This is a genomic window from Cupriavidus sp. SK-4 (assembly GCF_000611125.1).
Classification (GTDB): domain Bacteria; phylum Pseudomonadota; class Gammaproteobacteria; order Burkholderiales; family Burkholderiaceae; genus Cupriavidus; species Cupriavidus necator.
Window position 1 is genome coordinate 12,529 of sequence record NZ_JFJW01000102.1, and the last position, 22,078, is coordinate 34,606.

At 68.6% G+C, this 22,078-nt stretch carries 19 protein-coding genes and 1 pseudogene; 16 read left to right on the forward strand and 4 right to left on the reverse strand.

The window, feature by feature from the left end; translation table 11 throughout:
• Positions 1-3: 3 nt before the first annotated feature.
• Positions 4-807: a 2,5-didehydrogluconate reductase DkgB gene (gene dkgB, locus CF68_RS22340; protein ID WP_035823020.1), complete on the reverse strand. Its 804-nt coding sequence runs from the start codon at positions 805-807 to the stop codon at positions 4-6.
• Between the two features lie 103 nt (positions 808-910).
• On the opposite strand from dkgB, the pseudogene CF68_RS22345 reads away from it, so the two are divergent.
• The 5 genes and pseudogenes from CF68_RS22345 (at position 911) to CF68_RS22365 (ending at position 6,931) form a co-directional block, all read left to right on the forward strand.
• Positions 911-1,803, forward strand: a pseudogene (locus CF68_RS22345) (LysR substrate-binding domain-containing protein).
• 108 nt (positions 1,804-1,911) lie between these two features.
• Complete coding sequence (locus tag CF68_RS22350) at positions 1,912-3,021, forward strand: alkene reductase (RefSeq protein WP_035823023.1); 1,110 nt, start codon at positions 1,912-1,914, stop codon at positions 3,019-3,021.
• A gap of 293 nt (positions 3,022-3,314) precedes the next feature.
• On the forward strand, positions 3,315-4,694 hold the full coding sequence (locus tag CF68_RS22355; RefSeq protein WP_035823025.1) for an amino acid permease: 1,380 nt from the start codon (positions 3,315-3,317) through the stop codon (positions 4,692-4,694).
• 80 nt (positions 4,695-4,774) lie between these two features.
• Positions 4,775-5,764, forward strand: a complete 990-nt coding sequence (locus CF68_RS22360; RefSeq protein ID WP_035823027.1) for a hypothetical protein — start codon at positions 4,775-4,777, stop codon at positions 5,762-5,764.
• A gap of 9 nt (positions 5,765-5,773) precedes the next feature.
• Positions 5,774-6,931, forward strand: a complete 1,158-nt coding sequence (locus CF68_RS22365) for a glycosyltransferase (RefSeq protein WP_035823029.1) — start codon at positions 5,774-5,776, stop codon at positions 6,929-6,931.
• Between the two features lie 15 nt (positions 6,932-6,946).
• Here the strand turns inward: CF68_RS22365 and hpnA are convergent, their stop codons facing one another.
• Positions 6,947-7,954, reverse strand: a complete 1,008-nt coding sequence (hpnA, locus tag CF68_RS22370; protein ID WP_035823032.1) for a hopanoid-associated sugar epimerase — start codon at positions 7,952-7,954, stop codon at positions 6,947-6,949.
• 207 nt (positions 7,955-8,161) lie between these two features.
• Here hpnA and ispH point away from each other — a divergent pair, with 207 nt between their 5' ends.
• From ispH to CF68_RS22400, 6 genes are read left to right on the forward strand one after another with little or no spacing between them, the layout of a single operon-like run.
• Positions 8,162-9,175, forward strand: a complete 1,014-nt coding sequence (gene ispH / locus CF68_RS22375; protein ID WP_010810967.1) for a 4-hydroxy-3-methylbut-2-enyl diphosphate reductase — start codon at positions 8,162-8,164, stop codon at positions 9,173-9,175.
• Between the two features lie 21 nt (positions 9,176-9,196).
• On the forward strand, positions 9,197-10,366 hold the full coding sequence (hpnH, locus tag CF68_RS22380) for an adenosyl-hopene transferase HpnH (RefSeq protein WP_035823035.1): 1,170 nt from the start codon (positions 9,197-9,199) through the stop codon (positions 10,364-10,366).
• Between the two features lie 11 nt (positions 10,367-10,377).
• Entirely contained in the window at positions 10,378-11,532 is a 1,155-nt protein-coding gene (gene hpnI / locus CF68_RS22385) for a bacteriohopanetetrol glucosamine biosynthesis glycosyltransferase HpnI (protein WP_035823036.1), read from the forward strand.
• Positions 11,529-12,953, forward strand: a complete 1,425-nt coding sequence (hpnJ, locus tag CF68_RS22390; RefSeq protein WP_035823038.1) for a hopanoid biosynthesis associated radical SAM protein HpnJ — start codon at positions 11,529-11,531, stop codon at positions 12,951-12,953. Before hpnI ends, hpnJ begins: the two co-directional genes overlap by 4 nt.
• 38 nt (positions 12,954-12,991) lie before the next feature.
• Positions 12,992-13,795: a hopanoid biosynthesis-associated protein HpnK gene (gene hpnK, locus CF68_RS22395; RefSeq protein ID WP_084187383.1), complete on the forward strand. Its 804-nt coding sequence runs from the start codon at positions 12,992-12,994 to the stop codon at positions 13,793-13,795.
• 9 nt (positions 13,796-13,804) lie between these two features.
• Positions 13,805-14,809, forward strand: a complete 1,005-nt coding sequence (locus CF68_RS22400; protein ID WP_035823043.1) for a lysylphosphatidylglycerol synthase domain-containing protein — start codon at positions 13,805-13,807, stop codon at positions 14,807-14,809.
• A 13-nt stretch (positions 14,810-14,822) separates the two neighbouring features.
• On the opposite strand, the gene CF68_RS22405 is transcribed toward CF68_RS22400, so the two are convergent.
• Positions 14,823-15,467 (reverse strand): phospholipid-binding protein MlaC, encoded by a 645-nt coding sequence (locus CF68_RS22405; protein ID WP_035823045.1) that lies wholly within the window; start codon positions 15,465-15,467, stop codon positions 14,823-14,825.
• 171 nt (positions 15,468-15,638) lie between these two features.
• Here CF68_RS22405 and CF68_RS22410 point away from each other — a divergent pair, with 171 nt between their 5' ends.
• Together CF68_RS22410 and CF68_RS22415 are read left to right on the forward strand one after the other, a co-directional pair.
• The gene (locus CF68_RS22410; protein WP_035823287.1) at positions 15,639-18,275 is read left to right on the forward strand and encodes an MMPL family transporter; all 2,637 of its coding nucleotides are present in this window, start codon (positions 15,639-15,641) and stop codon (positions 18,273-18,275) included.
• Between the two features lie 40 nt (positions 18,276-18,315).
• On the forward strand, positions 18,316-19,119 hold the full coding sequence (locus CF68_RS22415) for a VacJ family lipoprotein (protein WP_035823047.1): 804 nt from the start codon (positions 18,316-18,318) through the stop codon (positions 19,117-19,119).
• 6 nt (positions 19,120-19,125) lie between these two features.
• Here CF68_RS22415 and CF68_RS22420 read toward each other — a convergent pair whose 3' ends face one another.
• The gene (locus CF68_RS22420; RefSeq protein ID WP_035823049.1) at positions 19,126-19,560 is read right to left on the reverse strand and encodes an FKBP-type peptidyl-prolyl cis-trans isomerase; all 435 of its coding nucleotides are present in this window, start codon (positions 19,558-19,560) and stop codon (positions 19,126-19,128) included.
• Positions 19,561-19,777: 217 nt separating this feature from the next.
• Between CF68_RS22420 and CF68_RS22425 the strand changes: the two genes are divergently transcribed.
• The 3 genes from CF68_RS22425 to CF68_RS22435 all read left to right on the forward strand — a co-directional run bounded on the left by CF68_RS22425 (position 19,778) and on the right by CF68_RS22435 (position 22,067).
• Entirely contained in the window at positions 19,778-21,106 is a 1,329-nt protein-coding gene (locus CF68_RS22425) for a tetratricopeptide repeat protein (protein WP_035823051.1), read from the forward strand.
• A gap of 61 nt (positions 21,107-21,167) precedes the next feature.
• Positions 21,168-21,539, forward strand: a complete 372-nt coding sequence (locus tag CF68_RS22430) for a DUF6152 family protein (protein ID WP_063832578.1) — start codon at positions 21,168-21,170, stop codon at positions 21,537-21,539.
• Positions 21,540-21,554: 15 nt separating this feature from the next.
• A complete protein-coding gene (locus CF68_RS22435) occupies positions 21,555-22,067 on the forward strand; it encodes a DUF6644 family protein (RefSeq protein ID WP_035823053.1) in 513 nt (170 codons plus the stop codon).
• Positions 22,068-22,078: the final 11 nt, after the last annotated feature.

Here is a 22,078-nt window from a genome sequence, read left to right on the forward strand (position 1 = left end):
TCCTCAGTCCCAGGCCGGGGCGAGGCCCTCGGGGCTGACCTCGCGGCCGTTGCGCTCCAGCGCGGCGATCCGGGCCATGTCGTCGGCGTCGAGCTTCAGGTCGCGCGCCAGCAGGTTGCTGGCCAGGTTCTCGCGCCTGGTCGACGACGGAATCACCGCATAGCCGAGTTGCAGCGCCCATGCCAGCGCAACCTGCGCGACGGTGGCGCGGTGCTTGTTCGCGATCTGTGCCAGCACCGGGTCCTTCAGCACCTTGCCGTAGGCCAGCGTCATGTACGACGTCACGGCGATGCCCTGCTCCTTCAGGAACGCGGTGAGCTTGTGGTTCTGCAGATAGGGGCTCAGTTCGATCTGGTTGGTGGCGATTTCGCCCTTGCCAACCGCATCGGTCGCCTGCTTCGTCAGCGCGATATTGAAGTTGGAAACACCGATCTGCCGCGTCAGGCCCAGCGCCTTGGCTTCGGCCAGCGCTGCCATGAACTCGGGCAGCTCCACGCCATTGCCCGGCGCCGGCCAGTGGATCAGGGTCAGGTCGACGTAGTCGGTGCGCAGCTTGTCCAGGCTTTCGCGCAGGCTTGGCACAAGCTTGCCGGCGGCGTAGTTCGCCGTCCAGATCTTGGTGGTCACAAACAGTTCATCGCGCTTCACACCGGCCTCGGCGATAGCCTGGCCGACGTCGGCCTCGTTGCCATAGATCTGTGCCGTGTCGACGGCGCGATAGCCCAGGTCCAGCGCGTTGCGCACCGAATCGATCACGGCCTGGCCGGTCAGGCGGAAAGTACCAACACCAAATGAAGGAACGCTCATGGTGCAACTCCTATGAAGGAAACTCGAATGCACGCAGTTTGCCGCCCTTACCTTTGCAGATAAAGCCGTGTATAAGGGAAATTCATTTGATTTGAAATCAACAATGAAGACAACGATCGACGAACTGCTGGCCTTTGCCGCCGTGGTGGACACCGGCTCGATCACGGCGGCCGCCCCGCAGCNGTCTCCGCCGCCAGCCGCACCCTGGGCCGGCTGGAGGAAAAGCTGCAGACCACGCTGCTGCGGCGAACCACGCGGCGGCTGGAGCTGACCGAGGAAGGGGCGGCATTCCTGGAACACGCCCGCGCAATCCTGGCGATGGTCGACGAGGCGGAAGAGCAGATCGCGGCGCGCCGCTTGCGGCCGGTTGGGCGCTTGCGGGTCGATGCGGCAACGCCGTTCATGCTGCATGTGATCGTGCCGCTGCTGGAGGGCTTTCGCGCCAGCTACCCGGAAGTGGAACTGGAACTCAACTCGAACGAAGGCATCATCGACCTGATCGAAAAGCGGACCGATGTGGCGTTCCGCATCGGCCAGCTGAAGGACTCCACGCTGCACGCGCGCGCCATCGGCACCAGCCGAATCCGCATCCTGGCCAGTCCCGACTACCTGAAGCGCCACGGCACGCCCACCAAACCGGCGCAGCTCGCGCAGCATGCACTGCTGGGCTTCACGCAGCCGGAATCACTGAACGACTGGCCGCTGCGCGACGACGACGGCAGCGTGCTGCATATCAAGCCAACCATCGCCTCGTCCAGCGGCGAGACCCTCAGGAGCCTGGCCCTGAACGGCCAGGGCATTGTCTGCCTGTCGGACTTCATGACGCGCGACGATCGGCGGGACGGGCGACTGGTGCAGCTGTTTGCGAAACAGACCCTCGATGTGCGCCAGTCGATCAACGCGGTCTACTATCGCAACACCGCGTTGGCGTCCCGCATCACATGCTTCGTCGAATATGTGGTCAAGGTGCTCGGGCAGAAGGCATTCGAGAGCTAGTTTTCATATTTGATGCCAAATCAAAAGTATTTGACCGATACACGGCTTAATCTGCAAAGATGAACCGGGCAAACTGCGCTCCATCGAAACCCATCCCCTGGAGCACAAATGAGCCCCCTCTTCAAGCCCTTTGCCATGGCCGGGCGCACACTTTCCAACCGCATCGCCATGGCGCCGCTGACCCGTTCGCGCAACCCGGACGGGGTGCCCAACGATCTCAACGCGCTCTACTACGGCCAGCGTGCCGACGCCGGCCTGATCGTGACCGAAGGCACGGTGATCTCGCCCAGCGCGCAGGGATTCCTGTTCAATCCGGGCCTCTACACGCCGCAACAGGTTGAAGGCTGGCGCAAGGTGACCGACGCGGTGCATGCGAAGCGCGGAACGATCTTCACGCAGCTCTGGCATGTCGGCCGGGTGAGCCACGTCTCGATCCAGCCCGGCGGCATCCAGCCGGTCAGCGCAACCGGCCAGGTTGCGAAGAACACCAAGGCCTGGGGCTATACCGCCGACGGCACGCCCGGTGCGGTCGATGTGTCCGCGCCGCGCGCGCTGACCAGCGGTGAGGTCTACGGCGTGATCGCCGATTTCGCGGAAGCCGCGGCCAATGCGATCGCTGCCGGCTTCGACGGCGTGGAACTGCACGGTGCCAATGGCTACCTGATCGAACAGTTCCTGAACCCGACGGTGAACGACCGCACCGACGAATTCCGTGGCGACACATTGGAAGGCCGCACCCGCTTTGTACTGGCTGCCATTGACGCCGTGACGGCCCGGATCGGCGCGCATCGCACGGCCATCCGCCTGTCTCCCTATGGCGGACTGGGCGACATGGCCGAGTACCCCGAGCTGGAGCAAACCTATCTCCATCTGGCCGACGAACTCTCGAAGCGGAACATCGCCTACGTCCACCTCATGGACCAGAGCACGCGCGGCAGCTCGGCCACGCCGGTCGACTTCCTGGCAAGGTTCCGTCGTCGCTTCACGGGTGCGCTGATCCTTGCGGGTGGCATGACACGCGCACGCGCCGAGCAGCTGATAGCCGATGACCTGATCGACCTTGCCGCCTTCGGAGAGCCGTTCATCGCCAACCCCGACCTGGTTGCCCGGCTTGAGAAAAACTGGCCGCTGGCCTCGTCGGACCGCGCGCACCACTATGGTGGCGGCGCCGAAGGCTACACGGACTATCCCGCCTACGACGGCGCCGCCGCAGCCTGAACTGCGTCAGACCACCTCGCGCAGCCGCCCCCGGGCGTGGCGGGTGGCCGCACACGGATAGCAAGGCTGCCCTCAGTCCATCGAGCCACACGATTGCGCGCGGGGGTATCGCCGCTCCCGTCGCCAGCAATCTTTCCTGATTTTCACCACGAATTCAGCAACAAATACCCCGGTTATCTGATTAACCTGCCCGCTATTTTCCGTTTGCGACCCGCGCGGACGAGAAAATAGCTGCTCCCGCCGGCCCCACGAAGGCCGGCGCGGCCTTTCAGATGACACGGAGACAACGACACATGAGTGCAAGCGCAGAACATCTGCAACGCGGCCTGGGCGAACGGCATATCCGGCTGATGGCGCTGGGTTCGGCCATCGGCGTGGGCCTGTTCCTTGGCGCCGGCAATGCCATCAAGATGGCCGGCCCCGCCATCATGCTGGGCTACCTGATCGGCGGCGCGGTGATCTTCCTGATCATGCGCGCGCTGGGCGAAATGGCCGTGCACAACCCTGTGGCCGGCTCGTTCTGCCGCTACGCGCAGGACCACATGGGCCCGCTGGCCGGCTACCTGACCGGCTGGAACTACTGGTTCCTGTGGCTGGTGACCTGCGTGGCGGAGATCACCGCCGTGGCCATCTATATGGGCATGTGGTTCCCCGACGTGCCGCGCTGGATCTGGGCGCTGGCCGCACTGGCGGCGATGGGCTCGGTCAACCTGATGGCGGTCAAGGCCTATGGCGAGTTCGAGTTCTGGTTCGCCATGATCAAGATCGTCACCATCGTGCTGATGCTGATCGGCGGCGGCGCGATGATCGTGTTCGGCTTTGGCAACGGCGGTATCGCCACCGGCATCTCCAACCTGTGGGCGCACGGCGGTTTCATGCCCAACGGCGCCTCCGGCGTGCTGATGTCGCTGCAGATGGTGATGTTCGCCTACCTCGGCGTGGAGATGATCGGCCTGACCGCCGGCGAGGCGCGCAACCCGAAGAAGTCGATCCCGGACGCGATCAACTCGGTGTTCTGGCGCATCCTGATCTTCTATGTGGGCGCGCTGTTCGTGATCCTGTCGCTGTACCCGTGGAACGAGATCGGCGCCCAGGGCAGCCCCTTCGTGCTGACCTTCGAGCGGCTGGGCATCAAGACCGCCGCCGGCATCATCAACTTCGTGGTGCTGACCGCGGCGCTGTCGTCATGCAACGGCGGCATCTTCAGCACCGGGCGCATGCTGTACAACCTGGCGCAGCAGGGCCAGGCGCCCAGGGCCTTTGCCAAGGTGGACCGCAATGGCGTGCCGCGCCGCGCGCTGCTGGTGTCGATCGCCGCGCTGCTGTGCGGCGTGCTGCTCAACTACCTGGTGCCGGAGCAGGTCTTCGTCTGGGTGACGGCGATCTCCACCTTCGGCGCGGTCTGGACCTGGGCCATCATCCTGGTCACGCAGATCAATTTCCGCCGCAGCCTTTCGGTGGCCGAGCGCAAGGCGCTGGCCTTCCGCATGCCGTTCTGGCCGTATGGCTCCTACATCGCGCTGGCCTTCCTGGCGCTGGTGGTGGCACTGATGGCCTACTTCCCGGAGACCCGCGTGGCGCTGTACGTGGGCCCGGGCTGGCTGGTGCTGCTGACGGTGTGCTACTACGCGCTGGACATGCGCTCGCGCGGGCCGGTCAGCTACCGCGCCTGACCTAGCTCTAGCCTGCGGGGTGCGCCGGCCGGCGCGCCTCGCTACAATGGCTCCCGGGCAATCCAACGCCAGGGGGCCGAATGTCCGAAACCACTGAGGTTGCTGGCAACGCGGCGGCCGCGCCGCCGCGCAACAGCGCCGCCGATGCCGAGGCCCGCGCCATCGCGGTTGCCGATACGGTCGCTCGCACTGCCGTCGAGCAGGCCGACCATGCCATGCGCCACTGGACCGACCCCACCCCGGGGCCGGTGCGCATCGGCTCCCCGCAGCACCTGCAGATGTTCTGCAAAATGCTGCTGCAGTCCCACAACCCCTACAAACCCGCCGTGATCGACTGGCCGAAGCTGTCACCGGAGGCCCTGCACCGCGTCACCTCGCTGCCGATCTGGGATATCGCCGTGCAGACCGAGGGCCGCGCCTCGATCCGCGTGAAGACCTTTGCCGATACCGTCGGCGATCCGCTGCTGCGCAGCGCGCTGGAAATGGACGGCGGCGAAGAGGCGCGCCACAAGGTGGTGCTGTCGAAGCTGGTCGAGGCCTACGGCATCGCGCTCGCGCCCGAGCCTGACTACCCGCCCCCGGACGATCCGGAATGGGGCTGGCTGGTCACCGGCTACAGCGAGTGCATCGACAGCTTCTTCGCCTTCGGCCTGTTCGCCGCGGCCAGGCGCTCGGGCTTCTTTCCCGCCGAGCTGGTCGAGACCTTCGAGCCGGTGATCCAGGAGGAAGGCCGCCATATCCTGTTCTTCGTCAACTGGGCCGCCTGGTATCGGCGCAACCTGCCGTGGTGGCGCCGCCCGCTGTTTGCGCTGAAGGTGGCGCGGGTGTGGGCCTTCCTGATCTGGGAGCGCATCGGCATAGCGCGCGGCATCGACACTGACGGCGTGGCCCAGGACGCCAACTTCACCATGAACGGCTCCGCAGCGCTGGGCGAAGCCCTGACGCCGGGTGCGATGATCGAGCTGTGCCTGGCCGAGAACGACCGGCGCATGGCCGGCTACGACGCGCGCCTGCTGCGCCCGGAAACCGTGCCGCGGCTGGCCCGGCTGGCGCGCCGCCTGGTGAAATAGGGCCGGCCCATGCACCTTGCGTTGGCGTTGTCGCTGCTGTCGCTGGCGGTCTGGCTGGTGCTGATCTTTGCCCGCGCCAGCTTCTGGCGCGTGCGCAAGCCGGCTGCCGCACCGGATCCCGCGGCCTGGCCGGAAGTGGTCGCGGTCATCCCCGCCCGCAACGAGGCCGAGGTGATTGGCCGCGCCGTGGCCGGCGTGCTGGGCCAGCGCTATCCGGGCCGGCTGGCGCTGGTGGTGGTGGACGACCACAGCCAGGACGGCACCGCCGATATCGCCCACGCCGCCGCCGCGGCCACCGCGCGCCCGCAGGGGTTGACGGTGATTGGGGCCCGCGAGCTGCCCGCCGGCTGGAGCGGCAAGGTCTGGGCGCAGTCTGAGGGACTGGCCGCGGCCGACCGCATCGCCCCACAGGCCCGCTATATCTGGCTGACCGATGCCGATATCTGGCACGGCCCCGGCGTGCTGGCCGCGCTGGTGGCGCGGGCCGGGCACGAACGGCGCGACCTGGTCTCGCTGATGGTGCGGCTGCGCTGCGAATCCGCCTGGGAACGGTTGATCGTGCCGGCCTTTGTCTTCTTCTTCGCCAAGCTCTACCCCTTCGCCCGCGTGCGCGATGCCCGCAGCCGCGTGGCGGCCGCGGCCGGCGGCTGCATGCTGGCCAGCCGCGCGGCGCTGGCGCGCATCGGCGGCTTTGCCGCCATCCGCGGCGAGCTGATCGACGACTGCAGCCTGGCCGCGCGCATCAAGCCCGGCGGCGCGATCCGCCTGGACCTGGCCGACGACAGCGTGTCGTTGCGGCCCTACAACGACTGGCGCAGCCTGTGGGACATGATCGCGCGCAGCGCCTACACCCAGCTGCGCTATTCGCCCCTGCTGCTGGCCGGCGCGGTGGCGGGCATGGTGCTGACCTACCTGGTGCCGCCGGTGCTGGCGATCGGCTGGCGGCTGTGGCCGGCATGGCTGGCCTGGGGCGCGATGACCCTGGCCTACCTGCCGATGCTGCGCGAATACCGGCAGCCGGCGTGGCTGGGGGCGCCGGCGNTGGCGCCGCTGCTGCCGGTCACGGCGCTGTTCTACCTGGGGGCAACCATCGACTCGGCACGGCGCTACTGGCTGCGGCGCGGCGGGCAGTGGAAGGGCCGGGCGCAGGCGCCGGTGCGGTCCTGAGCGCGCCCTGCCAGCTTAGCGCTTGTCGAGATACCCCTGCGCCCGGAACCACTCCAGCGCGTCCCGCAAACCCTCCTGGTATGGCCGCGGCTGATAGCCCAGCACCTGGCACGCCTTGTCTGATGTAAAGAACATCCGGTACCGGGACATATTGAGTCCATCTACAGTGATGAACGGCTCCTTGCCGGTAAAGCGCGCCGCCGCCTCCGCCCCATACGCCAGCGGGTACAGCGGCCAGCGCGGCAGCTGCACGGTCGGCGGGCGCCGGCCGCACAGCTGCGCGATGTCGCGCAGCATCTGCTGCAGCATCACGTCCTGGCCGCCCAGGATGTAGCGCTCGCCGGCCTGGCCGCGTTCCAGCGCCAGCAAATGCCCTTCGGCCACGTCATCCACATGCGCCAGGTTCAGGCCGGTATCGACAAAGGCGGGGATCTTGCCCGTGGCGGCCTCGACGATGATGCGCCCGGTCGGCGTGGGCCGCACGTCGCGCGGGCCGATCGGGGTGGACGGGTTGACGATGACCGCCGGCAGGCCGCGCTCGGACACCAGCTTTTCCACCACGCGCTCGGCCAGCACCTTGCTGCGCTTGTAGGCGCCGATGGCCTCGTGCGGGCGCAGCGCCGCGGTCTCGTCCACCGGCGCCCGCGCGCCGGCCACGCGCAGCGTCGCCACGCTGCTGGTATAGACCACCCGCTCGACGCCGGCCTGCTGCGCGGCCTCCATCACGGCCAGGGTGCCGTCGACGTTGGTGCGCACGATGTCCTCGGGGTCCGGCGCCCACAGCCGGTAGTCGGCGGCCACATGGAACAGGTAGCGCACGCCCTGCAGCGCGGCGGCCACGGCGCCGGCGTCGCGCATGTCGCCTTCCGCCACGGTCACCGGCAGCCCGGCCAAGTTGGTGCGCGGGCTTTGCGGGCGCACCAGCACGCGCACCCGGAAGCCGCGTGCTAGCGCCCTGCGCGCCACCGCCGAGCCGAGAAAGCCAGAGGCGCCTGTCACCAGCACGTCATCGTTTATCGTCATAAACCCGTTTTCCCGTGAGGCGGAGGCGCTTTGGCCAGCCTCGCGCTGGCCAAAGCGCCTCCAGACAAAGCCGGCGTGTCGGGTATATAGTAACCACCGTGCGACGGAAATGTGATCTGCGGTGGATCTCCGGTGGATGCCGGTGCATTTCCTGTCCCGCCATCCCAAACACTGAAACCCGTTGCAAAGGGTCGGGGGGCTTACTCTATGCAGGTGATTCTTGCTCAGCCCCGGGGCTTCTGCGCCGGCGTGGTGCGCGCGATCGAGATCGTCGACCGCGCCCTCGTCAAGCATGGCGCCCCGGTGTTCGTGCGGCATGAGATCGTGCACAACAAGCACGTCGTAGAGGGACTGAAGGACAAGGGGGCGCGCTTCGTCGAAGAACTGGACGAAGTCCCGACCGGCGCCGTGACGATCTTCAGCGCGCACGGGGTCTCGCGCGAGGTCATCGCCGATGCCAGCCAGCGCCAGCTGCATGCCATCGACGCCACCTGCCCGCTGGTGATCAAGGTCCATACCCAGGGCCGCCAGTACGCGGCCAGCGGCCGCACAGTGATCCTGATCGGCCATGCCGGCCACCCGGAGGTGGAAGGCACCATGGGCCAGATCCCGGGCAAGGTGATCCTGGTGCAGAACGAGGCCGAGGTCGCGCAGCTGGACCTGCCCGCCGACACCCCGGTCGCCTATGTCACGCAGACCACGCTGAGCGTGGACGACACCCGCAATATCATAGCCGCGCTCGGGCGCCGCTTCAGCAACCTGGTCGGTCCCGATACGCGCGACATCTGCTACGCCACGCAGAACCGCCAGAGCGCGGTGCGCGACCTGTGCAAGCTGGCCGACGTGATCCTGGTGATTGGCGCGACCAACAGCTCCAACTCCAACCGCCTGCGCGAGATCGGCACTGAAAGCGGCGTGCCCAGCTACCTGATCGCCGAAGGCGCCGAGCTGGACCCTGCCTGGGTGCGCGACGCCAACGTGGTGGGCATCACCGCCGGCGCCTCCGCCCCCGAGGAAATGGTCGAGGACGTGATCAACGCACTGCGCCGGCTGGGCCCGGTAGATGTCACCACCATGGCCGGGCGCGAGGAACATGCCGAGTTCCGGCTGCCGCCCGAGCTGGCCGACGTGAAGCCGCAATCGGCCCCGCGCAAGGCCGGCAAGGAACCCGCCGCAGTCGCGGCCGCACCGGCCACCGCCAACGAGAATATCGCCGGCTGAACCCAACCAGAGGAAGCTGCCTTGGCTATTCCGCTACTGCAGGTCGCCCGCGTGGGCGCCTACATCGTCGGCAAGCATCTGTCGCGACAGAAACGCTATCCGCTTGCCCTGATGCTGGAACCGCTGTTCCGCTGCAACCTGGCGTGCTCAGGCTGCGGCAAGATCGATTATCCGGATCCCATCCTGAACCAGCGCCTGTCGGTGCAGGAATGCCTGGAGGCGGTGGATGAATGCGGTGCCCCGGTGGTTTCCATCGCCGGCGGCGAGCCGCTGCTGCACAAGGACATGCCGCAGATCGTGCAAGGCATCATCGCGCGGCGCAAGTTCGTCTACCTGTGCACCAATGCGCTGCTGATGGAAAAGAAGCTGGACCAGTACCAGCCCAGCCCGTATTTCATCTGGTCGGTGCACCTCGACGGCGACCGCGAGATGCATGACCGCTCGGTGTGCCAGGAAGGCGTGTACGACCGCTGCGTCGAGGCGATCCGGCTGGCCAAGGAACGGGGTTTCCGCGTCAATATCAACTGCACGCTGTTCAACGATGCCCAGCCCGAGCGCGTGGCGAAGTTCTTCGACTCGGTCAAGGCGCTGGGCGTGGACGGCATCACCGTGTCGCCGGGCTATGCCTATGAACGCGCGCCGGACCAGCAGCACTTCCTGAACCGCGGCAAGACCCGCCAGCTGTTCCGCGACATCCTCAGCCGCGGCCGCGCCGGCAAGAACTGGGCTTTCAGCCAGTCGACGCTGTTCCTGGACTTCCTGGCCGGCAACCAGACCTACCACTGCACCCCGTGGGGCAACCCGGCGCGCACCGTCTTCGGCTGGCAGCGTCCGTGCTACCTGGTGGGCGAGGGCTATGCCGCCACCTTCCGCGAGCTGATGGAAGAAACCGACTGGGACGCCTACGGCACCGGCAACTACGAGAAGTGCGCCGACTGCATGGTCCACAGCGGCTATGAGGCCACCGCCGTGGCCGACACCTTTGCCCATCCGCTCAAGGCGCTGGGCGTGAGCCTGCGCGGCGTGCGCACCAGCGGGCCGATGGCGCCCGATATTGCGCTGGACCAGCAGCGGCCGGCCGACTACGTGTTCTCGCGCCACGTCGAGATCAAGCTCGAGGAAATCCAGCGCGCGAAACCGCGCGCCAACCGGCCGCGGCCGGCCGAGGCCAACGCCGCGGCCACGCACTGACTGCACTGCCGATGGCCGCGGAACTTGCTGCCACCCTCCCAGGCGCTGCGCTGACCTGCGTGTCGGCGGCCTATGCGCTGGCTGCGGCATGGCTGTCGCATCGCGCGCCGGCGGCAAGCGGAGGCACCGCAACGACACCGGTCAGCGTGCTCAAGCCTCTGTGCGGCGCCGAGCCCCGGCTGTACCAGAACCTGGCCACGCTGTGCCGGCAGCGGCATCCGTCGTTCCAGCTGGTATTCGGCGTACGTGCCGCGGACGATCCCGCCATCGCCGTGGTCGAACGGCTGCGCCGCGACTTCCCGGCGTGCGACATCGCGCTGGTGGTCGATCCGCAAGTGCACGGCACCAACCTGAAAGTCAGCAACCTGGTCAACCTGTTCGCACAAGCGACGCACGATGTGCTGGTGATCGCCGACAGCGATATCGCCGTGCCGCCCGACTACCTGGCGCGCGTGACCGCGCCGCTGGTCGACGCCGGCGTGGGCGTGGTCACCTGCCTCTACCGCGGCAATCCGACTGGCGGGCCGTGGTCGCGCATCGGCGCGCAGTTCATCAACGACTGGTTCGCGCCGTCGGTGCGCATCGCCCACGCGGGCGGCTCGCAACGCTTTGCCTTTGGCGCGACGATTGCGCTGCGGCGGGATGCGCTGGAAGCCATCGGTGGCTTCGCAGCCTTGTCCGAGCGGCTGGCCGACGACTACTGGCTGGGCGAGCTGACGCGGCAGCAGGGCTTGCGCACGGTGCTGTCGGAGGTGGTGGTCACGACCGATGTCACCGAGGACCGTTTCACCGACCTGTGGCGGCATGAGCTGCGCTGGCTGCGCACGATCCGATCGCTGAATCCGCCGGGCTTTGCCTTTACCTTCATCACGTTCACCTGGCCGATGCTGGCGCTGGGTGTGCTGCTGGCGCCGCAGCCGCTGGTGATTGCGGTGGCGGCCGCCGGCGCGCTGGCGCGCAGTTTGCTGGCAGGCAGCGTCGCCGCCGCACTGCGCGCACCGTTGCGCGATGCGCTGCTGCTGGCCGGCTGGGCATTTGCGCTGGCAGGCAAGCGCGTGCAGTGGCGCGAGCAGGTGCTGTCGGTGCGCGATGCCCTGCACACCAGTCCTGCGCTGACCCCGAACCAACCTTCATCCACCGGCATCCATCCCCAGAGGCCGCAATGAAAAAAACCCTGTTCCTCCAGGCCCCTTCCTTCGACGGCTTCGACGGCGGCGCGGGCTCGCGCTACCAGGCCAAGCGCGAGATCAAGTCGTTCTGGTACCCGACCTGGCTGGCGCAGCCCGCCGCGCTGGTGCCGGGCAGCCGCGTGCTCGACGCACCGGCCGACGGCCTGACCGTGCAGCAGACGCTGGATATTGCCGCGGACTATGAACTGGTCATCATCCACACCAGCACGCCCTCGTTCCCCACCGACGCCAAGTTCGCCGAGGAACTGAAGCAGCGCAAGCCGGATGTGATGATCGGCATGGTCGGCGCCAAGCCCGCGGTCGATCCGGGCGGCACGCTGGGTGCCAGCGAGGCCATCGACTTCGTCTGCCGCGAGGAGTTCGACTACACCTGCCAGGACGTGGCCGCGGGCAAGCCGCTCAAGGACATCCTGGGCCTCTCCTACCGTCTGCCGGACGGCTCGCTCGAACACAACGGGCAGCGCCCGATGATCGAGAACATGGACGAACTGCCCTTCGTCGCGCCGGTCTACCAGCGCGACCTGAAGATCGACAACTACTTCATCGGCTACCTGAAGCACCCCTATGTGTCGATCTACACCGGCCGCGGCTGCCGTTCGCGCTGCACCTTCTGCTTGTGGCCGCAGACCGTGGGCGGGCACCGCTACCGCACGCGCTCGGCCGAAAGCGTGATCGCCGAGGTCAAATGGATCAAGGAGAACATGCCCGAGGTCAAGGAGATCATGTTCGACGACGACACCTTCACCGACTTCAAGCCGCGCGTGGAAGAGATCGCGCGCGGGCTGGGCCAGCTGGGCGTGACGTGGTCGTGCAATGCCAAGGCCAACGTGCCGTACAGCACGCTCAAGATCATGAAGGAGAACGGCCTGCGCCTGCTGCTGGTGGGCTATGAGTCCGGCGACGACCAGATCCTGCTGAACATCAAGAAGGGCCTGCGCACGGACATCGCGCGCCGCTTCACCGAGGACTGCCGCAAGCTGGGCATCCAGATCCACGGCACCTTTATCCTGGGCCTGCCGGGCGAGACGCGCGAGACCATCGAGAAGACCATCGAGTACGCCAAGGAAATCAACCCGCACACCATCCAGGTCTCGCTGGCCGCGCCCTACCCCGGCACCACGCTGTACCGGCAGGCGGTGGAGAACGGCTGGCTCGAGGAAAACAAGGTCATCAACCTGGTCAACGACCAGGGCGTGCAGCTGGCCGCGATCAGCTATCCGCATCTGTCCAAGGAAGACATCTACCACGGCGTGGAGACCTTCTATAAGCGCTTCTACTTCCGCCCCGGCAAAATCTGGGAAATCGTGCGCGAGATGCTGGGCAGCTGGGACATGATGAAGCGGCGCCTGCGTGAAGGCGTGGAGTTCTTCCGCTTCCTGCGCTCGCACGAGGCCTGATCCTGGCCCACGCGCTATCCTGTGCCTCGCAACGCGCGCTGATCGTCACCGCCGACGACTTCGGCCTGCACCCCGCCGTCAATGAGGCGGTGGAACTGGCCCACCGCGACGGCGTGCTCAGCGCCGCCAGCCTGATGGTGGGCGCGCCCGCCGTGGCGGACGCGGTCGAGCGCGCGCGCCGCCTGCCGTCGTTGCGCGTGGGGCTGCACGTGGTGCTGGCCGACGGCCCGGCCACGCTGCCGCGCGCGCAGATCCCCGACCTGGTCGACGCCGGAGGCCGCTTCGGCTCCGCCATGGCCCTGGACGGCTGCCGCTTCTTCTTCCTGCCGCGGGTGCGCCGCCAGCTGGCGGCGGAGATCCGCGCGCAGTTCGAAGCCTTTGCCGCCACCGGGCTGCCGCTGGACCACGTCAACACGCACAAGCATTTCCACCTGCACCCGACGGTGCTGTCGCTGATCCTGTCGATCGGGCGCGACTACGGCCTGCGCGCGATGCGCCTGCCGCGCGAGCACGGCGCACCGTTGCCGCTGCGCCCCTGGCTAGCGCTGCTGCGCCGGCGCCTGGACCGCGCCGGCATTGCGCACAATGACTACGTGGTCGGCATCGCGCGCAGCGGGCAGATGGACGAGGCAGCGCTGCTGCAGGCGCTGGCGCAGCTGCCCGCGGGCGTGGGCGAGATCTACCTGCACCCGGCCGTGGTCTCTGGCGAGGCCATCACCGCATCGATGCGCGGCTACCGCCACGCCGACGAACTGGCCGCGCTGCTGTCGCCGCGCGTGCGCGCCGCGCTGGAGCGCGCGGCCAACCGGCGCGGCGGCTTTGCCGACGTGCTGGTGCCCTGACTCTTCAAGATGAAACGCATTGCTTACCTGACCGGCCTGATCGGGCTGCTGGCGCTCACCGCGCTGGTGATCCACCAGGGCGCCAGCGATATCGCCGCCATCGTGACGCAGGGCGGCTGGCTGCTGCTGTTGCTGGTGCCCCTGCACGCACTGCCGCTGCTGCTCGACGCGCAAGGCTGGCGCGTCCTGCTGACCTCGGCCGACCCCGAGGAGAAGGCGGGACTCGGTTTCCTGTGGTGGGTCGCCACGGTGCGCGAAGCGGTCAACCGCCTGCTGCCAACGGTGGGGATCGGCGGTGAACTGGTCGGTATCCGCCTGACGCGGCTGCGCATCCGCGACACCACCGCCGTCACCGCCAGCATCGTGGTCGAAGTGATGCTGACGCTGTTCTCGCAGTACCTGTTCTCGGCCATGGGGGTGCTGCTGCTGCTGGCCGCGCTGCAGGACAGCGGCGGGGCCTGGGTCATCCTGGCCGGGCTGCTGCTGTCATTGCCGGTGCCGGTGCTGTTCGCGCTGTCGCTGCGGCACACCGCGATATTCGAGAAACTGGAAGGCGCGGCGCGCAAGCTGTTTGGCGAAGATCACCGCATCGTCGCGATGATCGACGGTGCGCGGCTCGATGCCCATATCCGCGCACTCAACCGGCGCCGGCGCGAGCTGCTGGCGGCGCTGGGCTGGCAACTGGCAGGGCTGGTCAGCGGTACGCTGGAGATCTGGCTGGCGCTGATGCTGCTGGGCCATCCGGTGCCGGTCTGGCAGGCGCTGGCGATCGAATCGCTGACCCAGGCCGCGCGCCACGTAGCGTTCTTCGTGCCCGCCGGGCTGGGCGTGCAGGAAGCGGTGGTGATGCTGCTGGGGCAGGTGCTGGGGATGGATGCGCAGGTCTCGCTGGCGCTGGCGCTGGTCAAGCGCGCGCGCGAGATCCTGTTCGGCGTGCCCGCGCTGCTGTCATGGCAATGGGTGGAGTTGCGCCACTGGCGGCGCAACCGGGACACCGGCCACGCCGCGCCATGATGGCGTGCGGCGCTCAGGCGTCAGACGCCTGGCGCGCGTTGTGGGTGGTCAGGTACTTCACCAGCCCGTCGACCCCGCTGCGCGCGACGATGTCCGCAAACTGCTTGCGGTACACCTCGATCAGCCACGCCCCCATCATGTTGATGTCGTAGATCTTCCAGCCGTTGGCTGTGCGCTGCAGCCGGTAGTCGATCTGCATCTCGTCGGCATTGTTGATCACGCGCGTCTGCACCACCACATCGGTGGCGCCGCTGCCGGACTTGACCGGCTGGTAGCGGAACTTGACGTTCTGCTCGCGCAGCTGCGCCAGCGACACCGCATAGCTGCGCACCAGCAGCATCTGGAACTGCTCATGGAGCTGTTGCTGCTGCTCCGGCGTGGCGGTGCGCCAGGCACTGCCCAGCGCCAGCCGCGTGGTGCGCTGGAAATCCGTGTAAGGCAGGAACTGCTTCTGCACGACCGCGGTAATCTTGGCGAGGTCGCCGGCCCGCGTATCGGGATTGGACTGGATGGTGCCGATCACGCCCTCCACCGCGGCCTGCACCAGCCGCTCGGGGCTGGCGCGCAGGTCGCCGGGCTGGACTGCCTGGGCGTGCGCTACGGAAACCATGGCCACCGCTGCAAGCGGCGCCAGGGGAAGCAAACCGTGAATCGTCATGGATGTGAGAGCCAGGAAGGACGGTGAAGCGGCGCCGCCGCTGCAGCGCCGGCGCCAGGCTGACAGTTTATAGCGGATCGGCCTGAATCGCGGATGCCCGGGCCGCGCATGCCGCATGCGCCACGCTGCCAGCCGATATACTCGCGGTTCGTGCTCCTTCCGGATCCGCCCATGCTGACTTCGCTGCTGACACGCATTGTCCGGCTTGCCACCGCCTGGCCGTGGCGCGTCATCATCCTGGCGGCATTGCTGACCGCCGTCAGCGGCGTCTACGTGGCCCGCAACTTTGCGATCAACACCGACATCGGCCGGCTGCTGGAATCCGACGCCCCCTGGGCGGTGCGCGACGCCGCCATCGGCGACGCCTTTCCCCAGCGCAACCAGTTGATCCTGGCGGTGGTGCAGGCGCCCGCGACAGAGCTGGCCGACGCCGCCGCCGACGCGCTGGCCGAGGCGCTGCGCCGCCAGCCGGCACGCTTCACCGCGGTCAGCCAGCCCGGCGGCGGCCCGTTCTTCGCGCGCAACGGATTGCTGTTCGCCAGCACGGATGAAGTGCGCCAGCTCACGCAGCAACTGATGCAGGCGCGCCCGCTGGTCAACGCGCTCGCACATGACCCGACCCTGCGCGGCCTGTCCGATCTCCTCACCACCACGCTGACGCTGCCGCTGCAAATGGGGCAGGTAAAGCTGGGCGACATGGCCAGGCTGCTGGGCAACAGTGCACGGACACTGGACCAGGTGCTGGCCGGCAAGCCCGCCGCGCTGTCCTGGGCGGGGCTGCTCGACGACAGCCTCAAGCCCGGGCCCGATGGCCAGGTCTACAGCTACATCGCGCTCAGCCCGGTGCTGGACTACAGCGACCTGCAGGCCGGGGCCGCCGCCTCGCGCGCGATCCGGCAGGCCGCGGCCGACCTGCAGCTGGCGCAGCGCTACCAGGCCACGGTGCGCCTGACCGGCCCGCAGGCGCTGGCCGACGATGAATTCGCCTCGGTCAGCGACGGCGCCGTGCTCAACGGCGTGCTGACGGTGCTGGTGGTGGTCCTGATCCTGTGGCTGGCCTTGCGCTCGGCACGACTGATCGTGGCGGTGCTGGCCAGCCTGTTTGCCGGGCTGCTGATCACCGCCGCGCTGGGACTGGCGATGGTTGGCGCGCTGAACATGATCTCGGTGGCGTTCGCGGTGCTGTTCGTCGGGCTGGGCGTGGACTTCGGCATCCAGTTCGGCGTGCGCTACCGCGCCGAGCGCCATGACCGCGACCATATCGTCGAAGCGCTGGGGCTGGCCGCGCGCGCTGTGGGCGCGCCGCTGGCGCTGGCCGCCGCGGCCACGGCGGCGGCGTTCTTCTGCTTCCTGCCCACCGACTACCGCGGCGTGGCCGAGCTGGGGCTGATCGCGGGCGTGGGCATGATGGTGGCATTTGCCACCACCTTCACGCTGCTGCCGGCGCTGATCTGCGTGCTCAAGCCCGGCGGCGAGCCCGAGGCGCCGGGCTTCGCGTGGCTGGCGCCCGCGGACCGGTTCTTCGACCGCTATCGCAAGCCGGTGCTGCTGGTCACCCTGCTCGCGATCCTGGCAGGCGCGCCGCTGCTGCCGCACCTGCGCTTTGACTTCGACCCTCTGCACCTGAAGGACCCCAGGTCCGAATCGATGGCCACGCTGCGGGCGCTCAAGGACGCGCCACAGGCCGGCACCGACGATGTCAGCGTGCTGGCGCCTTCGCTGCCGGCCGCGCGCGATCTCGCGGGCAAGCTGGCGGCGCTGCCCGAGGTGGCGCGCGCGGTCACGCTGCAGACCTTTATCCCCGACGACCAGCCGCCCAAGCTGCAGGCCATCGGCCAGGCCTCGGCCGCGCTGATGCCGGCGCTGACGCAGCCCACCGCCACGCCCGCCACCGACAGCGCGCGCGTCAATGCGCTGCGCAATGCCGCGCGGCAGCTCGCCATCGCCGCCGACGAACATCCCGGCCCGGGCGCGGCCGAAGCCGCGCACCTGTCCGCCGCGCTGAAGCAGCTGGCCACCGCCGACGCCGCCACGCGCGACCGCGCCGAGCGCGCCATCGCCGTGCCGCTGCAGCTGGCGCTGGCACGGCTGAAGCTGGCGCTGGGCCCGCAGCCCGTCAGCCAGCAGACGCTGCCGCCCGAACTGGTGCGCGACTGGATCACGCCGGACGGGCGCGCGCTGGTCAGCGTCAGCCCGAAGCTGCCGCCGCCCGCCAGCGCGCAGCGCGAGGCCGCGCTGGACCGCTTCATCACCGCCGTGCTGCGCGTGGAGCCGACCGCCACCGGCGGGCCGATCGCGATCCGCGGCTCGGCCGATACCATCATGGCCGCCTTTGCGCAGGCCGGCATCTGGGCGGTGGTGTCGATCACCATCCTGCTGTGGATCACGCTGCGCCGCTTCGGCGACGTGCTGCGCACGCTGATACCGCTGCTGGTTTCGGCCATCGTCACGCTTGAGTTGTGCGTGCTGTTCGGCATTGCGCTGAACTTTGCCAACGTGATCGCGCTGCCGCTGCTGCTGGGCGTCGGCGTCGCGTTCAAGATCTACTACGTGATTGCCTGGCGGCACGGCAAGACCCAGCTGCTGCAGTCCAGCCTGACGCACGCCGTGCTGTACAGCGCGGCCACCACCGCCACCGCTTTTGGCAGCCTGTGGCTGTCGCAGCATCCCGGCACCGCCAGCATGGGCAAGCTGCTGGCGCTGGCGCTGGCGTGCACGCTGGTCGGCGCGGTGTTCTTCCAGCCGATCCTGATGGGCCGCCCGCGCGAAGGCGCCCATCACAAACATGACAAAGCCGCCCGGTCATGATCACAAACCCGACGCGGCCGACCCCGACTCCCTTCGTACGATGCCTTTACGCCAGCGCGCTACATCCGTTGCCACGACCGCCATTGCCGCCACCCTGCTCGCCGGCTGCGCCACCGGCCCGCAAGCCAATCCCGACGATCCGCTCGAGCCGATGAACCGCGCGGTCTTCACCGTCAACGACAAGCTCGACCAGTACGTGGCCGTGCCCGTGGCCAAGGGCTACAAGGCGGTCACGCCGGAGCCGGTGCGCACCGCGGTCACCAATTTCTATTCGAACATCGCGGACATCGGAAACTTTGCCAACAACCTGCTGCAGGGCAAGGGCGTTGAGGCAGCGGAGAGCTTCATGCGGGTGGCGATCAATTCCGTGCTGGGCATCGGCGGACTGATCGACATCGCCACGCCCGCCGGGCTGCAGAAACATTCGCAGGATTTCGGCCTGACGCTGGGCACGTGGGGCGTGCCGTCGGGACCCTACCTGGTGCTGCCGCTGTTCGGCCCCAGCTCATTCCGCGACGGCGTGGGCCTGTATGTGAATTTCCAGTTCGACCCGACCACCTATGCCGAGCCGGCGGTGCGCAATTCGCTGTTCGGGATGAACGTGGTGGACGTGCGCACCAACCTGCTGGGCGCCACCGACCTGCTGAAGCTGGCCGCGCTGGACAAGTACACCTTTGTGCGCGATGCCTACCTGCAGCGGCGCCGCTACCTGCTGGGAGAGAACACGTCGCTGCCGGACTACGACGAAGATGACGACAGCGGCGCGGCCGCCGCACCCGCCGCGCCCGCCGCGGAGGCGCCGGCGGGCACGCCTGCGCCCGCGCAGCCGCAGGCGCCGCGCTGATGCTCCTTAGCCGCCGATCCCCAGCAGCACCACCTCGAAGGTGAGCGTGGCGTTCGGCGGGATCGTGCCCGGCACGCCGCGCGCGCCGTAGGCCGTGGCCGGCGGGCAGGTCAGCTTGGCCTTGCCGCCCACCTGCATGGCCTGCACCCCTTCGGTCCAGCACGGGATCACGCGGTTGAGCGGGAACGAGATCGGCTGGCCGCGCTTGTACGAGCTGTCAAACTCGGTGCCGTCGGCCAGCGTGCCGCGGTAATGGACCTGCACCGCGTCGGTGGCCTTGGGCGAGGCGCCATTGCCCTTGATCAGGTGCTGGATGGTCATGCCCGACGCCAGCGTCTGCGGCGCCGCAGCGGGGGCGGCCGGGGCCGAGGCGGCCGGGGCGGCAGCGGAGGCGGCGCAGGCCAAGGTCAGGGTGCCGAGGAAAAGCGCAAGTGTTTTCATGGGAAACCTGGTCGTGAGGTCGTGATTGGGGATGCGGCAGTTTAACCGACACACGGCAACGATATGGCGGCAGCGGCATATAGCGCACAACGCACCCCCGCCGTGCGCCTTGCGGCAGGCATGGTGCGGCGCACCCCGCCGCATCCGTTACACGGGGCGTTTTGCCGTCTACGATGGTTCGTGACAGCCCCGCTGCCGCGGGCGCACGGAGATTGCCATGGCACTCACGGATTCACGGGACCTTCCGGTCTCGACCCAGAACGCTCGCTCGGTCGAGCAGTATGAGACCGCCCTCCAACTGCTGAACGGCTACTACGGCGACCCGCTCGCCGCCATCGACACGGCGCTGGCCGCCGACCCCGACTTCGCCATGGGCCACGCGCTGCGCGCCGCGCTGATGGTCACCTCTGGCGATGGCACGGCCGAGCCCATGCTGCGCCAGAGCGTCGAAGCCGGCGAAGCCCTGCACGGCCGCGCCAACGACCGCGAGCGCCGACATATCGCCGCGGCACGCGCCTGGCTGGACGGCGAGTTCGAGCGCTCGGTCCGGCTCTACGGCGATATCGTGATCGACTATCCACGCGATCTGCTGGCGATCCAGACCGCGCATCTCGGCGACTTCCTGCTGGGGCAGTCGTCGATGCTGCGCGACCGCGTGGCGCAGGCGCTGCCGCACTGGGATGCCGGCATGCCGGGCTACGGCTACCTGCTCGGCATGCATGCCTTCGGCCTGGAAGAAACCCAGCTCTACGAGCGCGCCGAGGAAAGCGGCCGGCGCGCGCTGGAGCTCAATCCGCGCGACCCGTGGGCCGTGCACGCGGTGGCGCACGTGATGGAGATGCAGGGCCGGCTGGCCGACGGCATCGCCTGGCTGAACGGGCGCCGCGACGACTGGTCCGACGACAATATGCTGGCCGTGCACAACTGGTGGCACCTGGCATTGTTCCAGCTGGAAGCGGGCAGGACCGACGAGGTGCTGGCGCTGTACGACCGCCATATCAAGCGCCCCACGCCGGCGATCGCGCTGGACCTGGTGGATGCCTCCGCGCTGCTGTGGCGGCTGCACCTGCGCGGCGTGGACGTGGGCCGGCGCTGGCAGCCGGTGGCGGACGACTGGCTGGGCCGCGGCGCGGCCGGCTACTACGCCTTCAACGATGTCCATGCCGTGATGGCCAGCCTGGGCGCGCACCGTCCCGCCGCCGCCGACCAGGTCCGTGCCGCGCTGGAGCGCGCCGCCCTGGGCAACGGCACCAACGCGATGATGTCGCGCGATGTGGGGCTGCCGGTGGCCGATGCCCTGATCGCGTTCGACCAGGGCGATTACGCCACCGCCATCGACCTGCTGCTGCCGGTGCGCCTGATCGCCCACCGCTTCGGCGGCAGCCATGCGCAGCGCGACATCGTCAGCCTGACCCTGCTCGAGGCGGCGCTGCGCGGCCACCGCAGCAACCTGGCGATCGCGCTCACGGCCGAACGCGCCGCGCTCAAGCCCATGAGCCCTAGCCTGCACCGGCTGGTGCAGCGCGCCGACTCGTGCCGCGCATAAGTCTCCCTGCCGCGGCCGGGATCGGCGCCTATACTGCACCTGTCCTGACCGGAGACCACCCATGCCCAGCTTCCGCGCCCTGTTCCGCCCCGCCCTCTTTGCCGCCAGCGCCGCGCTGGCGCTGGCCGCCGTGCCGGCCATTGCCCATCACGGCTGGTCCACCTACGACGAGACCAAGCCGCTGACGCTGACCGGCAAGATCGTCGAAAGCCACTACGAGAACCCCCACGCGCATATCCGCATCGACGCCGGCGGCAAGCGCTGGCTGGCCGTGCTGGCACCCGTGTCGCGGATGGAGGCGCGCGGCGCCACCGCCGACAAGGTGGCCGTGGGGCGCGAGGTCACGCTGGTCGGCTACGCCAGCAAGGAAAAGGCCGGCGAGCTGCGCGCCGAGCGCATCACAGTGGACGGCAAGACCGTCGAGTTGCGCTGAGCCGGCGCGCGCCGCATGTCGGTGCTGTTCGCGCAATGGACGGAATGGGCCGGCGCGCTGGCGCGGCTGCCGTTCTCGATGGCCCTGCGCAGCTCGGCCTGGGCCTATCCCGCGGTAGAGATCGTCCACCTGGCTGGCATGGCGCTGCTGTTCGGCTCCATCTTCGTGGTCGACATGCGCCTGGCCGGACTCGGCCGGCGGCTGCCGGTGAGCCTGCTGTTGCGCCATACGCTGCCCTTCACCGTCGGCGCCTTCGTCGCGGTCGCGGCCAGCGGCGTGCTGCTGTTCCTGGCCCATGCCGATGAGCTGGCCGCCAATCCCGCGTTCCTGGCCAAGCTGTGCCTGGTCGCGCTGGCGCTGGCCAATGTGCTGTGGTTCCACCTCGGGCCCTATCGCAGCCTGCATGCCGGGCAACGGGGCTGGGACAGCGGCGTCGCGCCGCCGGCCGGCGCGCGCGTCAGCGCCATTGTCTCGATGGTGACGTGGTCGCTGGTGATCTGTGCCGGGCGCCTGATTGCCTATGTCTGATGGCCCCGGCC

What these genes read in the sequence shown, in the direction of transcription:
- hpnA (WP_035823032.1), bottom strand. Translation starts at nt 7,954, where the DNA reads ATGACGATAAACGATGACGTGCTGGTGACAGGCGCCTCTGGCTTTCTC.
- CF68_RS22415 (WP_035823047.1), top strand. Translation starts at nt 18,316, where the DNA reads ATGCCTTTACGCCAGCGCGCTACATCCGTTGCCACGACCGCCATTGCC.
- CF68_RS22430 (WP_063832578.1), top strand. Translation starts at nt 21,168, where the DNA reads ATGCCCAGCTTCCGCGCCCTGTTCCGCCCCGCCCTCTTTGCCGCCAGC.
- ispH (WP_010810967.1), top strand. Translation starts at nt 8,162, where the DNA reads ATGCAGGTGATTCTTGCTCAGCCCCGGGGCTTCTGCGCCGGCGTGGTG.
- dkgB (WP_035823020.1), bottom strand. Translation starts at nt 807, where the DNA reads ATGAGCGTTCCTTCATTTGGTGTTGGTACTTTCCGCCTGACCGGCCAG.
- CF68_RS22425 (WP_035823051.1), top strand. Translation starts at nt 19,778, where the DNA reads ATGGCACTCACGGATTCACGGGACCTTCCGGTCTCGACCCAGAACGCT.
- CF68_RS22360 (WP_035823027.1), top strand. Translation starts at nt 4,775, where the DNA reads ATGTCCGAAACCACTGAGGTTGCTGGCAACGCGGCGGCCGCGCCGCCG.
- CF68_RS22420 (WP_035823049.1), bottom strand. Translation starts at nt 19,560, where the DNA reads ATGAAAACACTTGCGCTTTTCCTCGGCACCCTGACCTTGGCCTGCGCC.
- hpnJ (WP_035823038.1), top strand. Translation starts at nt 11,529, where the DNA reads ATGAAAAAAACCCTGTTCCTCCAGGCCCCTTCCTTCGACGGCTTCGAC.
- CF68_RS22410 (WP_035823287.1), top strand. Translation starts at nt 15,639, where the DNA reads ATGCTGACTTCGCTGCTGACACGCATTGTCCGGCTTGCCACCGCCTGG.
- hpnI (WP_035823036.1), top strand. Translation starts at nt 10,378, where the DNA reads ATGGCCGCGGAACTTGCTGCCACCCTCCCAGGCGCTGCGCTGACCTGC.
- CF68_RS22405 (WP_035823045.1), bottom strand. Translation starts at nt 15,467, where the DNA reads ATGACGATTCACGGTTTGCTTCCCCTGGCGCCGCTTGCAGCGGTGGCC.
- CF68_RS22355 (WP_035823025.1), top strand. Translation starts at nt 3,315, where the DNA reads ATGAGTGCAAGCGCAGAACATCTGCAACGCGGCCTGGGCGAACGGCAT.
- CF68_RS22350 (WP_035823023.1), top strand. Translation starts at nt 1,912, where the DNA reads ATGAGCCCCCTCTTCAAGCCCTTTGCCATGGCCGGGCGCACACTTTCC.
- CF68_RS22400 (WP_035823043.1), top strand. Translation starts at nt 13,805, where the DNA reads ATGAAACGCATTGCTTACCTGACCGGCCTGATCGGGCTGCTGGCGCTC.
- CF68_RS22435 (WP_035823053.1), top strand. Translation starts at nt 21,555, where the DNA reads ATGTCGGTGCTGTTCGCGCAATGGACGGAATGGGCCGGCGCGCTGGCG.